This is a genomic window from Xanthobacter autotrophicus, from assembly GCF_029991245.1.
GTDB classification, from domain to species: Bacteria; Pseudomonadota; Alphaproteobacteria; order Rhizobiales; family Xanthobacteraceae; genus Xanthobacter; species Xanthobacter autotrophicus_C.
In genome coordinates this window covers 17,166-29,833 of sequence record NZ_JAIVFO010000048.1, presented here as the reverse complement: position 1 = coordinate 29,833, position 12,668 = coordinate 17,166, and the positions used below count along the sequence as shown (strand labels likewise).

Sequence of the window (12,668 nt, the reverse complement as noted above, 5' to 3'; positions counted from 1 at the left end):
GAACAGGGACGGGCGCGGGAAGGGGCACCGCCTGGCCCGGCCCTGCCGGTCTGGGCGGCACCGGGTCAGCCGCCTGCTGCGCGGCGGCGGGGGTGGTCAGGGCAAGGTCGATGGCGAAGGCTGTGCCGAGCGCAAGCGCCAGCACGGCCGTGAGGAAAACAAGGGCGCTCGATCCGCTTCGCATCTGTTGTCTCCGGAACACGTCTTGGGGAGACAACGCTGGCGCGGCGGTTTGGTGCCACGATAAAGCTTCAGCTTCTCTGGCTTCAGCCCTCAGCGCACGTGGCGGCCGGTGAGGGCGAAGCAGAAGGCGTCCAGCAGGTCGGCTTCCTGCTCCTTCAGCACCCCGTCGGCACTGATGACGCGCATGCCCGCGCGCAGCAGGGTGGCGATGGCCTCGGTGCCGCTCTCGAACAGCGTGTCGAGGGCGAAATCCACCGCTTCCGCCGTGGGGCGCAGGCGGGCCACATAGGCGGCCAGCCGCTCGCGCTCGGCGCCGGTGAGGTCGAGGTCTTCCGCCGCGCAGGCGCGCTCGCAGAAGAACACGATCTCCTCCACCTCGGCGGCGCCCACGTCCCGGTCGGCGCGGGCCAGCGCTGCCAGCAGCGTCACCCCGGCCTTGCGGATGATGGCGCGGATGCGGTCCCAGCGCAGGTCGGCGTCTTCCTCGGCCGGCACCAGGACGGCGTCCCTGGGCCAGAGGAAACCGAAGGTCTCGTAGAAGAACCGTACCAGCGGCTCGCGCTTGGCCCCATCGAGGTCGGTGACGGCGGTGATGCGATCCACCCGGAACGACCGCGCCGCCTGCCGCTCATGGCACTTGGCGATGAGGATGGGCACGCCCTCCACATTGCGCTGCACCGCCCAGACCGAGATGCGGCGATGGCTGGCATTGCCCGCATGGTCCACATAATCGATGGCGAAGGCCTGCCCGTCCGCCGGGTCGTGATCCTCCGGCGCCTCGGCGGCCAGCGGGTCGTGCGGGTCGTCGAGGGGCACGCTGAGCCGGTCCGCGTGGGCGTAGAAGGGCGCGCCCAGCAGCTCCACGCGATCGAGGAGGAAGGACTTGAGCGAGGTGATGGCGTTCATGGGCGGCTCGCGGATTCCGGCCGGACGTTCCGTGTCCATACCCTTGATAGCCGGCAGACGAGCGCCGATAAAGCGCCATTGCGCATCCCGCCGCGCGTGGGACCTACCCGCGTAGGGGAGGGGGAGGCCGAAGCCTCCGCCTTTGCCCCCTCGCTCAGGCGCCGCGCGGGCTTGATGCGCTGCTCAATCCCACGCCGGCGCCAGACCCTCGGGGCTGACGATGCGCCCGTCCGGGCGGGCGAGGGCGGAGATGGCGGCCATCTCGGCGTCGGTGAGCGCGAAGTCGAAGATGGCGGCATTCTCGGCGGCGCGGGCCTCGCTCACGGTCTTGGAGAGGGCGACGAACCCCTCCTGCTCCTGCTGCACCACCCAGCGCAGCACCACCTGCGCCACCGTGCGGTCGTGGGCGGCGGCAATGTCTTTGAGCACCGGCTCGGCGAACACCTTGCCGTCCGCCATGGCGTAATAGGCGGTGATGGAGAGCCCGGCGGCGCGGGCAGCCGCAACGACCTTCGACTGGTCGATGAAGGGGTGCAGCTCGATCTGGTTGGTCACGAGCGGCCCATCGGACAGGGCGATCGCCTGCGCCATCAGCGCGGTGTTGAAATTGGACACGCCCATGTGGCGCACCTTGCCGGCGGCCCGCACCGCATTGAGCGCGCCGATCTGCTCGGCCAGAGGCACCGCCGGGTTGGGCCAGTGCAGCAGCAGCAGGTCCACATAATCGGTCTTCAGCTTCGTCAGGCTCTCGTCCACGGAGGCGAGGAAGGCGTCGTGGGCATAATTGGTCACCCACACCTTGGTGGTGAGGAAGATGTCGCCCCGCTTGACCCCGGAGGCGGCGATGCCTTCGCCCACCTCGGCTTCGTTGCCGTAGATCTGCGCGGTGTCGATATGGCGGAAGCCGAGCTTCAGGGCGGCGGGCACCATGCGCAGGGTGTCGGCCGCCGAGACGCGGAAGGTGCCGAAGCCGAGGGCGGGGATCTGCGCCCCATTGGCGGTAACGGTATGCATGTTATTTCCTTTGTTCAGACCGGGCAGGCGACGGCGCGGGCGCGGTTGTCCAGTGCGGCGCTCCACAGCGTCAGTCCCAGCGCGCCGGCCACCATGAGCGCGCCCACCACCGGCGTGGCGCCGAGGCCGAGAGGCGAGGCCACCACCAGCCCGCCGATCCAGGCCCCGAGCGCGATGCCCAGGTTGAACGCGGCGATGTTGAGGGCGGACGCGGTATCCACCGCCCCCGGACGATAGCGCTTCGCCAGCTCCACCACATAGATCTGCAAACCCGGCACGTTGGCGAACGACAGGAAGCCGAGAGCGGCCAGCGTCACCAGCGTCAGCACCGGCGATGGCGCCGTGAAGAAGAAGGCCACCAGCACCAGCGCCTGCAGCGTGAACAGGATGGTCAGCGCCTTCACCGGATCGCGGTCGGCGATGCGCCCGCCGGAGAGGTTCCCCACGGCGATGGCAAGGCCGTAGAGGATGAGGATGAGGCTCACCTGTCCGGCGGCAAAGCCGGTGACGGTCTCAAGGATGGCGGCCAGATAGGTGAAGGCCACGAAGGTGCCGCCATAGCCCAGCGCGGTCATGCCGAACACCAGCAGCAGCCGGCCCGATCCCAGCACCCGCACCTGATCCAGCAGGGAGGCTGCGGGCGCCTTGCGGATGTTGCCCGGCAGCAGCAGGGCGATGGCGGCAAACGCGATGATGCCCAGCAGTGCCACGCCCCAGAAGGTGGCGCGCCAGCCGAAGCTCTGGCCGATGAAGGTGCCGAGGGGCACGCCGGTGACGATGGCGACCGTCAGTCCCATGAACATGAGGGCGATGGCCGAGGCGCGCCGGTTCTCCGGCACCAGGTCCGCGGCGATGGTGGCGCCCACCGAGAAGAACACCCCATGGGCGAAGGCGGAGAGCACCCGCGCCACCAGCAGCCATTCATAAGAGGGGCTCAGCGCGGCGGCGGTATTGCCGGCGATGAACAGGGCCATGAGGGAAAGCAGCAGGGGCTTGCGCGCCATGCCGCCGGTGAGCGCCGTGAGCACCGGCGCGCCGAAGGTGACGCCCAGCGCATAGACGCTGACGATCAGCCCGGCGATGGGCAGGGTGATGCCGAGATCGTTGGCTACCGTGGGCAAAAGCCCGACGATGACGAATTCGGTGGTGCCGATGGCATAGGCGGCGATGGTGAGGGCATAGAGCGCAAGGGGCATGGCGACATCCTTCGGGGCCGGCGGCGGCTGCATGGAATCCGGCGCCGGAGCCGGCACCGCTTGCACTGCAACATGAGCGCCCTTGCGCTTTTGCTGAACCGCCTATTATGTAAAAGCGGCTTTGAATTTCATTCACAGGTCGAGACGAGGCGGGCCCCTTGGACAATCGCGCGGGCGAGATGGTGGTGTTCGTGGCGGCGGCGGAGACGCAGGGCTTCTCGGCCGCCGGCCGCAAGCTCGGCCTGTCGCCTTCTGCCGTGAGCAAGCTGGTGACGCGGCTGGAGGACCGGCTGGGCACGCCCCTGTTCGTGCGCTCCACCCGGCAATTGCAGATCACCGCCGAGGGCGCGCTCTATCTGGAGCGGGCGCGGCGCATCCTCGCCGAGATCGACGACACCGAGCGCCTGATCGCCACCGGTGCCGGCACTGTGCCGCGCGGGCGGCTGCGCATCAGCGCGTCCGTGGCGTTCGGGGAGATGTGCGTGCTGCCGCGCGTGCCGCGCTTCCTGGAACTCTACCCGCAGGTGGAGCTGGATATCTCCTTAAGCGACGCCGTCATCGACCTGGTGGACGAGCGCACCGACATCGCCATCCGCACCGGGCGGCTGCGCGATTCCACCCTGAAGGCGAAGAAGCTGTTCGAGATCGGCCGGGTCATCGTGGCCTCGCCCGCCTATCTGGAGCGCCACGGGGTGCCGCAGCACCCGCAGGACCTCGCCCGGCACCTGTGCCTGTGCTTCAACTTCCGCCGCTCGCCGGAGGACTGGCCGTTCCGTGATCCGCAGAGCGGAAAGGCCTTCACCCAGGCGGTCTCGGGCAGCGCGCTGGGCAACAGCGGCGTGGTGCTGCGCCGGCTCGCCCTTGATGGGGCCGGGCTGGCGCGCCTCGGCCGCTATCACGTGCGGGGCGACATGGCGGCCGGAACGCTGGTGAGCGTGCTGGAGGAGTTCAACGCCGGCGACATCGAGCCCATCCACGCGGTCTATGTGGGCCACGCCCACCTTGCCGCCCGCATCCGCGCCTTCGTGGACTTCCTCGCCGACGCCATCCGGCAGGAGACGGAAACGACGGAAGGCTCAGGCGGGCGATAAATCCAGCGCATCCCGCAGCAGCAGGGCGATGTGGCGGGCCTTGCGGCCGGAGCCGTGCTCGATCTGGTGGCGGCAGGAAAAGCCGTTGGCGATGAGCGGAGCGTCCTCCGGCGCCGCGCGCATGGCGGGCAAAAGGGCGAGTTCCGCCATCTGCATGGAGGCGTCGTAATGCTCCGCCTCCAGCCCGAAGCTGCCGGCCATGCCGCAGCAGCTGGTCTCCACCACGTCGTAGGAGAAGCCGGGGATGAAGCCGAGCACCTTGCGCGTCGCCTTCATCACCCCGAACGCCTTCTGGTGGCAGTGGCCGTGCAGCACCGCCTTCGGGCCGGGCAGGGGCTTCAGCCGCATGCGCAGGCCCTTGTTCTGGTGCTCGCGGGCGAGGAACTCCTCCAGCAGGAACAATTGCTTGCCCAGCGCCCCCACCTCCGGACCGAGGCCGAGGCTGTAGAGTTCATCGCGCAGGGACAGCAGGCACGAGGGCTCCAGCCCGATGATGGGGGTCTGCGCCGCGATCTCGCCGCGGAAGGCCGCGAGCACGCGCAGGCCCTCGCCGCGAGCCTTCTCCACCATGCCGGTGGTCAGGTACGTGCGGCCGCAGCACAGGGGCCGGTCGGGCTCGGCGTCGGCGGGATCGGGCCGCGCGATGCGAACGCTATAGCCGGCGTGGGTCAGCACCGCATGGGCGGCTTCCGCCACCTCCGGCTCGAAATGGTGGCAGAAGGTGTCCACGAACAGGATCACCTCGCCGCGCGGGGCCGCTGCCTGCGTGGGCGCGGCGGCCGGCGGCGCATAGGGGCGTGGCGCCGGCTCGGGGATGGCGCGGCGGGCGCTGATGCCCAGCAGCCGCTCGGCCGCCTTGGTCAGAAGCCGCGAGCGGTTGCGCAGCATGATGGCGAGGCGCAGCAGGCGGCGGTGGCGGCCGGTCCATTCCGGCACCCCGCCGAACAGCCGGGTGCGCCGGGGCACGCCTTTGATCTCATGGCGCTGGGCGAGGTATTCGGTCTTGATCAGCGTCATGTCCACGGCGCTGGGGCATTCCTTCTTGCAGGCCTTGCAGGACACGCACAGGTCCATGGCCGCGTCGAGCCTCGGATCGGCGAAGGCGTTGGCGTCGGTGCCGTCGTTCAGCGCGGCCTTGAAGGCGGCGACGCGGGCTTCGGTGGAATGGTCCTTGTCGCCGGTGATGCGGTAGCTCGGGCACATGACGCCCTTGCCGGTATTGCGACAATCGCGGCTGTGCATGCACACGGCCACCGCCTTCGCGTAATTCCCGCCGGTGGCGGGAATGCCGGAATAGGCGTCGCCGATGCCGTATGTGTCGTAAGCCGACCAGTCGAGGAAGGTTTTCATGCCGCACGCCCCGTTCGCGCCCGGCGAAGCAAGATGCGTACCTTGGGTACGGCGGCCGGTCCCCGTTCACACGGCAGCGCCTTTCCGGTAGATGAGCGTGAGGCGCCGCCCGCGCTTCCTCTTTGCGTTTCGAGGCGGATATGCCGCCTGGGCTGATGAAGCCCCGGCGGATCCGGCTCTGGCTGGCTCGAAAGGTGTGTTCCGTGACCGATCAGGTGAAGCTCGTGCTTGCTTCAGGCTCGCCCCGCCGGCTGGCGCTGCTCAATCAGGCGGGCATCGAGCCGGACCTGCTCATGCCCGCCGACGTGGACGAGACCCCCGAGCGCGGCGAGCTGCCGCGCCGCCTCGCCCAGCGCCTGTCGGAGGCCAAGGGCAAGCTGGTGGCCCAGCGCGCGAAGGACGCCGAGATGAACGCGCTGGTGCTGTCCGCCGACACGGTGGTGGCGGTGGGCCGGCGCATCCTGCCCAAGCCCGACCTGGAGGATGAGGCGGACGCCTGCCTGCGGCTGCTCTCGGGGCGCACCCACCGGGTCTATACCGGCGTGTGCCTGGTGGACGCGAAGGGCCGCGCCCACACCCGGCTGGTGGAAAGCCGGGTGCGCTTCAAGCGCCTGTCGCGGGAGGAGATCGCCGATTACCTCGCCTGCGGCGAATGGCGGGGCAAGGCCGGCGGCTACGCCATCCAGGGCATCGCCGGCTCATTCGTGGTGAAGCTGGTGGGCTCCTACAGCAATGTGGTGGGCCTGCCCCTCTCGGAAACCATCGGCCTGTTGTCGGGCCAGGGCTACGACGTGCGTGCCGGCTGGGTGGAGCGCGCCGCATGAGCGCGGACAAGCCGAGCGCGGACAAGCCCAAGGCCGGGAAGGCCAAAAGCGGTGAGGCCAAAAGCGGGCCGGCCAAGAGCGGGCCGGCCAAAACCGCCGCGCCCAAAAAGGCCACCTCTCAAAAGACCCCCGTCTCAAAGACTCCTGCCCCAAAGGCCCCGGCCCAAAAGACCCCGGCCCAAAAGACCGCAGCCAAGGCGAGCGCCCCCAAGGCCGCCCCGCCCAAGGCCGCAACCGCCGACGTGGTCGCCCCGGACACACGCGCACCCGACGCGGCCGCCAGCGCGCCGTCCGCCTCCACCTATTCGTCCAAGCCGTGCCCGATCTGCTCCAAGCCGTCGGCGGAGCGCTTCCACCCCTTCTGCTCCAAGCGCTGCGCCGACGTGGACCTCCACCGCTGGCTCTCCGGCTCCTACGCCATCCCCGGCCGCCCGGAAGAGGAAGAGGACGGCGAGGCCCAGGACGAGGGGTGAGGACGAGGGGAGAGGGCTTACTCCGGAAACAGCAGCGGCTCGTAGTCCATGGCCCCATGCAGGACGCGCAGGATCACGACGGCCTCCGCGTCCACCCGGTAGAAGATGAGATAGCGCCCGTGGACGCAGCGCCGGATCCCGGCGGCCGCGTATCGCGGGATCAGCGGGTGCGCCTTCGGCATGTTCAGGAGGCGCGCGGCGTGGGCCGCAATCTCCTGAACGAACGACAGCGCCCGCTCCGGGCTGTCCACGGCGATGTGGTCGCCGATCCCCTCAAGGTCGTCCTCGGCGGCCGCGGTGAAAACGAGCCTCATTCGCCCTCGCCGGGCGCGGGACGGCGATACTTGCCTTCAAGGCGCCGGAACACATCCTCCGCCGGCCGGGTGCGGCCCGCATCGGCATCGGCGAGGCCCCTGGCGAGGGCGGCGTCGAGGGTTTCGAGCCGGGTCTCGCGCTCCTGGATGAGGCGGACGCCCTCGCGCAGGACTTCGCTCTTGGAATGGTAGCGGCCGGTGGCCACGAGCTTCGCCACATAGGCTTCGAGCTGCTTGCCGAGATCGGCGCTGATGGGCATGGCAGGCTCCTTTCGCCGGGAAGATTAGGTGCGCCAATAACTATTATCAAGAATGGAGCGGGCGGCGCCTCCCCCTTGCCCCATCTTGACGGCCCCCCGAGCGCCGCGCGAGGTTGCTCGCCCAAGACGGTGAGGAGCGCAACATGGCGGCGGCGGAACGGACGGCGGACCATTACCCTTCCTTCCGGACGCAGGCCCTCATCGACGGCGCCTTCGCGCCGGCCGCCAGCGGGCGCACCTTCGATGCCGTCAACCCGGCCACCGGCAAGGTCCTCGCCCAGGTGGCGGCGTGCGACAGCGCTGATGTGGATCGCGCGGTGAAGGCCGCCCGCGCCGCCTTCGAGGATCGCCGCTGGGCCGGGCTGCGGCCGGTGGAGAGGAAGCGCATCCTCCAGCGCTTCGCCGAGCTGATCCGCGCCCATCGCGACGAGCTGGCGCTCACCGAAACCCTGAACATGGGCAAGCCCATCGCCGACGCGCGCTCCATCGACGTGCGCGCGGCGGCGGACTGCTTCGCCTATTACGGGGAGTGCTGCGACAAGGTCTATGGCGAGGTGGCGCCCACCACCGCCGACACCCTCGCCCTCGTGCTGCGCGAGCCGCTGGGCGTGGTGGGCTGCGTGACGCCGTGGAACTTCCCCATGATCATGGCCGCCTGGAAGGTGGCCCCGGCGCTGGCCATGGGAAATTCCGTGGTGCTGAAGCCGGCGGAGGAAAGCCCCCTCACGGCGCTGCACCTCGGCGAGCTGGCGCTGGAAGCGGGGGTGCCGGCGGGGGTGTTCAACGTGGTGCCGGGCCTCGGCGTGGAGGCCGGCAAGGCGCTGGGCCTGCACATGGACGTGGACGCCATCGCCTTCACCGGCTCCACCGAGGTGGGACGCTATTTCCTGCGCTATTCCTCCGACAGCAATCTGAAGCGCGTGTTCCTCGAGCTGGGCGGCAAGACCGCCTTCGTGGTGGCCCATGACGTGGCCGACCTCGACGAGGTGGCGCAGGCGGTGGCCGCCGGCATCTTCTTCAACCAGGGTGAGATGTGCACGGCGGCCTCCCGGCTGCTGGTGGACAACCGCATTCGCGACGCCCTCGTCGACCGTGTGGCGGCGCTGGCCCCGCGCTGGATGCCGGGCGATCCCCAGGACCCCGCGGCCCGCGCCGGCGCGGTGGTGAGCTTCGAGCATCAGGGCCGCATCCTTGCCGCCATCGCGGAGGGCGTGGCCTCCGGCGCGCGGCTGGTTACCGGCGGCACGGCGGTGCGGCAGGAGAGCGGCGGCGCCTTCGTGGCGCCCACCGTGTTCGATGGCGTTTCGCCCGCATCCGCGCTGGCGCAGAAGGAGATCTTCGGCCCGGTGCTCTCGGTGATCGGCTTCGACGGGCTGGAGGAGGCGGTTTCCATCGCCAACGGCACCGTCTACGGCCTCGGCGCGGCGGTGTGGAGCGGCGACCTGGCCGCCGCCCACCAGGTGGCGCGGCGCTTCAAGGCCGGCATCGTCTATGTGAACTGTTTCGACGCCGACGACATCACCACCCCGTTCGGCGGCGTGAAGCAATCCGGCTTCGGGCGCGACAAGTCCCTGCACGCGCTGGACAAATATTGTGACCTGAAGACGGTGTGGACGCGGCTTTAGGGGCCAGTCTCTCGTCCTTACGCCCACCGTTCCCCGGACCAGCGACACCGCAGGTGGAGCGCCGATCCGGGACCCAGCGCAATAGTCCTGCGCAGCAGGCTAATCTCAAGGATGCTGCGGGAAAGAGCCGCCTTCGGCGCATTTTTGCGCTGGGCCCCGGCTCTCCTTCCACTGCGCTGCGCTACGTTTCAGTCGGCCGGGGCGCGAGGATGCGGCGTTTGTCGCGAGTTGGCTCCAGGGTGTGGAGGCGGCTTCAGGGGCTGCACCCGCGCCCACCGTTCCCCGGACAAGCGACACCGCAGGTGGAGCGCCGATCCGGGGCCCAGCGCAAGACTCCTGCGCAGCAGGCAAACTCAAGGATGCTGCGGGAAAGAGCCGCCTTCGGCGCAATTTTGCGCTGGGCCCCGGCTCTCCTTCCACTGCGCTGCGCTACGTTTCAGTCGGTCGGGGCGCGAGGATGCGGCGCATGCCTCCCGCCGGTTGTGGCCCCGCCCCCTCAGGCTCGCTCCAGCAGCCAGACGTGCTCGATGGCATCGTATTGGCCCTTGAGGCCGCCGGGCACCGGCGCCGTGTCGATCTCCGCGACGATATAGTGGTCGCCATAGAGCGCGCGGGTCTCCTCCGGCGGCACGGAAAAGGGCGGGCCTGCCACCAGCGACTGGTCGTATTCGAAGCAGACGAGGAGCTGCGGGGCGGCCTCCGTCAGCGCCACCAGATGCGGGGCGTAGCGGGCGCGCATGTCTTTCGGCAGGGCGACGAGGGCGGCGCGGTCCCACACCGCATCCACCGGGCCGAGGGCGTCGCGGGTGAGCGCGAAGATGTCGCCCTGCAGGATGTCGAGGCCGGGGGCGCTGAAACGCGTCAGCGCGCCCTCCGCGCTCACCTGCGGCGCGACGCCCAGCTCGGCGAACAGCTCTTCCACCGCGATGCGGCTCAGCTCCGCGCCGGCCACCCGCAGGCCCTGCCCGAGCAGCCAGGCGATGTCCCGCGTCTTGCCGCACAAGGGCACGAACACGCGGGACCCCGGCGCCACGGGCAGGCGGGAAAAATGCTTCACCAGGAAGGCGTTGGCCTTGCCCTCATGGAAGCCGATCTGCTTGTCTTGCCACCTCGCGTGCCAGAAATCCGGTTCCATCCGCGGCTCCCCTTGCCTTCATCCTGCCAGATCGCCCATGCCGGCCGCCTGCGCAAGCGTGCGGGACATATGGGCGCGGTCCCGCTTTCGCGATATGACTTTCCACAGAGAGCACGCGCCGATTAGCCTGAACTGCAAGCCAATCGGATAACGCGTTCTCTTTTCGAGTAGCGAGACGGACTCACCGATCAGATTGAATCACTCTGATCGGATCCGGCTCGGCGTTTCGTGGTCCTCACCGGAGCAGCCCATCGTGACATCCGCCCCCCTCTCGAACTCGACGGCCCACTGGCGCGCGCTGGATGCGGCGCACCACCTCCACCCCTTCTCCGATACCAAGGCGCTGAACGCCGAGGGGGTGCGGGTCATCACGCGGGCCGAGGGGGTCTATGTGTATGACAGCGATGGCAACAGGATCCTCGACGGCATGTCGGGCCTGTGGTGCTCGCAGGTGGGGCACGGGCGCAAATCCATCGTGGATGCCATCGCCAGCCAGCTTCACCAGCTCGATTATTACAACACCTTCTTCAAGACCACCCATCCCGGGGCCGCCGAGCTGGCGGCCGCCATCTCGGAGGTGGCGCCGGCGCACATGAACCACGTGTTCTTCACCTCCGGCGGGTCGGAGGCGGTGGATACGGTGCTGCGCATGGTGCGCCATTACTGGGCGGCGATGGGCAAGCCGGAAAAGTCCATCTTCATCTCCCGCCGCAACGGCTATCACGGCTCCACCCTGGGCGGGGCCTCGCTGGGCGGCATGAAGCCCATGCATGCCCAGGGCGGCCTGCCCATTCCCGGCATCATCCACGTGGCGCAGCCCTATTGGTGGGCCGAGGGCGGGGAGATGGGGCGCGAGGAGTTCGGCCTGTTCGCCGCCCGCGAGGTGGCCCGCGCCATCGACGAGGCGGGGCCGCAGAATGTGGCCGCCTTCATCGGCGAGCCGATCCAGGGGGCGGGCGGCGTGGTGATCCCGCCGGCCAATTACTGGCCGGAAGTGGAGAAGATCTGCCGCGAGCGCGATGTTCTTCTGGTGTGCGACGAGGTCATCTGCGGCTTCGGACGCACCGGCCGATGGTTCGGCTCCGATTATATGGGGGTAAAGCCGGACCTCATGACCTTCGCCAAGGGCATTACCTCCGGCTATTTTCCCCTCGGCGGCGTCATCGTCGGCGACAAGGTGGCGGAAGGCTTCATCGAGCATGGTGGCGACTTCAACCACGGCTTCACCTATTCGGGCCATCCCGGCGGCTGCGCGGCGGCCCTCGCCAACCTGAAGATCATGCACGAGGAAAAGCTGGTGGAGCGGGTGCGTACCGATATCGGGCCGTATTTGCAGGAGCGCTGGCTGAAGCTGGCCGAGCATCCGCTGGTGGGCGAGGCGCGCATGGTGGGCCTCATCGGCGCGCTGGAGCTGACGCCGGAAAAGGCCACACGCGCCGCGTTCGCGGCGGAAGAGGGCACGGTGGGCCTCATCTGTCGCGATTTCTCGTTCCGCGAGGGGCTGGTGATGCGTGCGGTGCGCGACGGCATGATCCTCGCCCCGCCCTTCACCTTGTCCCATGAGGAAGCGGACGAACTGGTCGCCATCGTCTGGCGGGTGCTGGACCTCACCTATGCCGAGCTGCACAAGCGCGGGATGATGGTTCCGGTTCCGCGGGTTCCGGCGCGCCCTATCCAAGCTTTGGCCTGACATAACTCAAGGTCATGTGAGGATTGTGCGGCGGCGGGCGCGACAAAGATAAGGTTGTTCGTCCGCCACCGCAGGGTCATGGAATTACCATTCGCGGTTAAAATCCAACGGGTTTGGAACGAAAGTGCGCGGAGTCCTGTTCCTGGTGCGACCAGAACGCAGCAGGAGAGGTAACATGCGCAACAAGATTATCATCGGATCGATCATGCTCGGCCTTCTCGCCCCCACCGCCGCCTTCGCACAGGCGTCCACGGCCACGGGTGCGATCGGCGGTGCGGCTGTCGGCGCCGTGGTGGGTGGACCCGTGGGCGCGGTGGTGGGCGGCGCGGTCGGCGCCACCGTGGGCGCGGCCGCCGAGCCGCCCCAGGAGGTGCGCACCTATGTGATGAAGGAGCGCCGCTCCTCGGTGCGCCTGGAGCGCGAGGTGGTGGTGGGCGAGCCGCTGCCGCCCAACGTGGTGCTCTACGAAATCCCCAGCCACAACGAGTATCAGTATTCCGTGGTCAACGAACGCCGGGTGATCGTGGATCCGCGCACCCGCAGGGTGGTCTACATCGTGGAGTGACCCATGAAGCGCATCATGCCCCGGTATCTCCGGGGCACGATG

General features: G+C 69.0%; 13 protein-coding genes and 1 pseudogene. 6 read left to right on the top strand and 8 right to left on the bottom strand.

Going from position 1 to position 12,668, the window contains the following annotated elements; translation table 11 throughout:
* From K9U41_RS10420 to K9U41_RS10405, 4 genes and pseudogenes are all read right to left on the bottom strand, one after another.
* Positions 1 to 184: pseudogene (locus K9U41_RS10420) on the bottom strand (helix-hairpin-helix domain-containing protein); the annotation flags it as partial.
* Positions 185 to 273: 89 nt separating this feature from the next.
* A complete protein-coding gene (locus K9U41_RS10415; protein WP_282640773.1) occupies positions 274 to 1,089 on the bottom strand; it encodes a WYL domain-containing protein in 816 nt (271 codons plus the stop codon).
* A gap of 183 nt (positions 1,090 to 1,272) precedes the next feature.
* Positions 1,273 to 2,103 carry an aldo/keto reductase gene (locus K9U41_RS10410; RefSeq protein ID WP_282640772.1) on the bottom strand — a complete coding sequence of 277 codons (831 nt, stop codon included), beginning with the start codon at positions 2,101 to 2,103 and terminating at the stop codon, positions 1,273 to 1,275.
* 14 nt (positions 2,104 to 2,117) lie between these two features.
* Positions 2,118 to 3,299 carry an MFS transporter gene (locus K9U41_RS10405; RefSeq protein WP_282640771.1) on the bottom strand — a complete coding sequence of 394 codons (1,182 nt, stop codon included), beginning with the start codon at positions 3,297 to 3,299 and terminating at the stop codon, positions 2,118 to 2,120.
* 158 nt (positions 3,300 to 3,457) lie between these two features.
* Between K9U41_RS10405 and K9U41_RS10400 the strand changes: the two genes are divergently transcribed.
* Positions 3,458 to 4,390: a LysR family transcriptional regulator gene (locus tag K9U41_RS10400; RefSeq protein WP_282640770.1), complete on the top strand. Its 933-nt coding sequence runs from the start codon at positions 3,458 to 3,460 to the stop codon at positions 4,388 to 4,390.
* Here the strand turns inward: K9U41_RS10400 and K9U41_RS10395 are convergent.
* Complete coding sequence (locus K9U41_RS10395; protein ID WP_282640769.1) at positions 4,376 to 5,740, bottom strand: (Fe-S)-binding protein; 1,365 nt, start codon at positions 5,738 to 5,740, stop codon at positions 4,376 to 4,378. The genes K9U41_RS10400 and K9U41_RS10395 overlap by 15 nt on opposite strands.
* A gap of 203 nt (positions 5,741 to 5,943) precedes the next feature.
* On the opposite strand from K9U41_RS10395, the gene K9U41_RS10390 reads away from it, so the two are divergent.
* Both K9U41_RS10390 and yacG read left to right on the top strand, forming a co-directional pair.
* Entirely contained in the window at positions 5,944 to 6,564 is a 621-nt protein-coding gene (locus tag K9U41_RS10390; RefSeq protein WP_282640768.1) for a Maf-like protein, read from the top strand.
* A 242-nt stretch (positions 6,565 to 6,806) separates the two neighbouring features.
* Entirely contained in the window at positions 6,807 to 7,037 is a 231-nt protein-coding gene (yacG, locus tag K9U41_RS10385) for a DNA gyrase inhibitor YacG (RefSeq protein WP_282640774.1), read from the top strand.
* Positions 7,038 to 7,054: 17 nt separating this feature from the next.
* Here the strand turns inward: yacG and K9U41_RS10380 are convergent, their stop codons facing one another.
* Together K9U41_RS10380 and K9U41_RS10375 are read right to left on the bottom strand one after the other, a co-directional pair.
* Positions 7,055 to 7,351 (bottom strand): type II toxin-antitoxin system RelE/ParE family toxin, encoded by a 297-nt coding sequence (locus tag K9U41_RS10380; protein WP_282640767.1) that lies wholly within the window; start codon positions 7,349 to 7,351, stop codon positions 7,055 to 7,057.
* Positions 7,348 to 7,611, bottom strand: coding sequence for a type II toxin-antitoxin system ParD family antitoxin (locus K9U41_RS10375; protein WP_282640766.1), 264 nt, complete (start codon positions 7,609 to 7,611; stop codon positions 7,348 to 7,350). Before K9U41_RS10375 ends, K9U41_RS10380 begins: the two co-directional genes overlap by 4 nt.
* A 143-nt stretch (positions 7,612 to 7,754) precedes the next feature.
* Between K9U41_RS10375 and K9U41_RS10370 the strand changes: the two genes are divergently transcribed.
* Entirely contained in the window at positions 7,755 to 9,236 is a 1,482-nt protein-coding gene (locus K9U41_RS10370; protein WP_282640765.1) for an aldehyde dehydrogenase, read from the top strand.
* A gap of 496 nt (positions 9,237 to 9,732) precedes the next feature.
* Here the strand turns inward: K9U41_RS10370 and tmpT are convergent, their stop codons facing one another.
* Positions 9,733 to 10,371, bottom strand: a complete 639-nt coding sequence (gene tmpT / locus K9U41_RS10365) for a thiopurine S-methyltransferase (protein WP_282640764.1) — start codon at positions 10,369 to 10,371, stop codon at positions 9,733 to 9,735.
* 253 nt (positions 10,372 to 10,624) lie between these two features.
* Between tmpT and K9U41_RS10360 the strand changes: the two genes are divergently transcribed.
* Together K9U41_RS10360 and K9U41_RS10355 are read left to right on the top strand one after the other, a co-directional pair.
* Positions 10,625 to 12,061, top strand: a complete 1,437-nt coding sequence (locus K9U41_RS10360; RefSeq protein WP_282640763.1) for an aspartate aminotransferase family protein — start codon at positions 10,625 to 10,627, stop codon at positions 12,059 to 12,061.
* A 175-nt stretch (positions 12,062 to 12,236) separates the two neighbouring features.
* Positions 12,237 to 12,626, top strand: a complete 390-nt coding sequence (locus K9U41_RS10355; RefSeq protein ID WP_282640762.1) for a DUF1236 domain-containing protein — start codon at positions 12,237 to 12,239, stop codon at positions 12,624 to 12,626.
* The last annotated feature ends 42 nt before the right edge of the window (positions 12,627 to 12,668 follow it).

Coding starts and splice junctions, on each gene's coding strand:
- K9U41_RS10415 (WP_282640773.1), bottom strand. CDS start 1,089: ATGAACGCCATCACCTCGCTCAAGTCCTTCCTCCTCGATCGCGTGGAG.
- K9U41_RS10375 (WP_282640766.1), bottom strand. CDS start 7,611: ATGCCCATCAGCGCCGATCTCGGCAAGCAGCTCGAAGCCTATGTGGCG.
- K9U41_RS10355 (WP_282640762.1), top strand. CDS start 12,237: ATGCGCAACAAGATTATCATCGGATCGATCATGCTCGGCCTTCTCGCC.
- K9U41_RS10370 (WP_282640765.1), top strand. CDS start 7,755: ATGGCGGCGGCGGAACGGACGGCGGACCATTACCCTTCCTTCCGGACG.
- K9U41_RS10405 (WP_282640771.1), bottom strand. CDS start 3,299: ATGCCCCTTGCGCTCTATGCCCTCACCATCGCCGCCTATGCCATCGGC.
- K9U41_RS10380 (WP_282640767.1), bottom strand. CDS start 7,351: ATGAGGCTCGTTTTCACCGCGGCCGCCGAGGACGACCTTGAGGGGATC.
- tmpT (WP_282640764.1), bottom strand. CDS start 10,371: ATGGAACCGGATTTCTGGCACGCGAGGTGGCAAGACAAGCAGATCGGC.
- K9U41_RS10395 (WP_282640769.1), bottom strand. CDS start 5,740: ATGAAAACCTTCCTCGACTGGTCGGCTTACGACACATACGGCATCGGC.
- K9U41_RS10410 (WP_282640772.1), bottom strand. CDS start 2,103: ATGCATACCGTTACCGCCAATGGGGCGCAGATCCCCGCCCTCGGCTTC.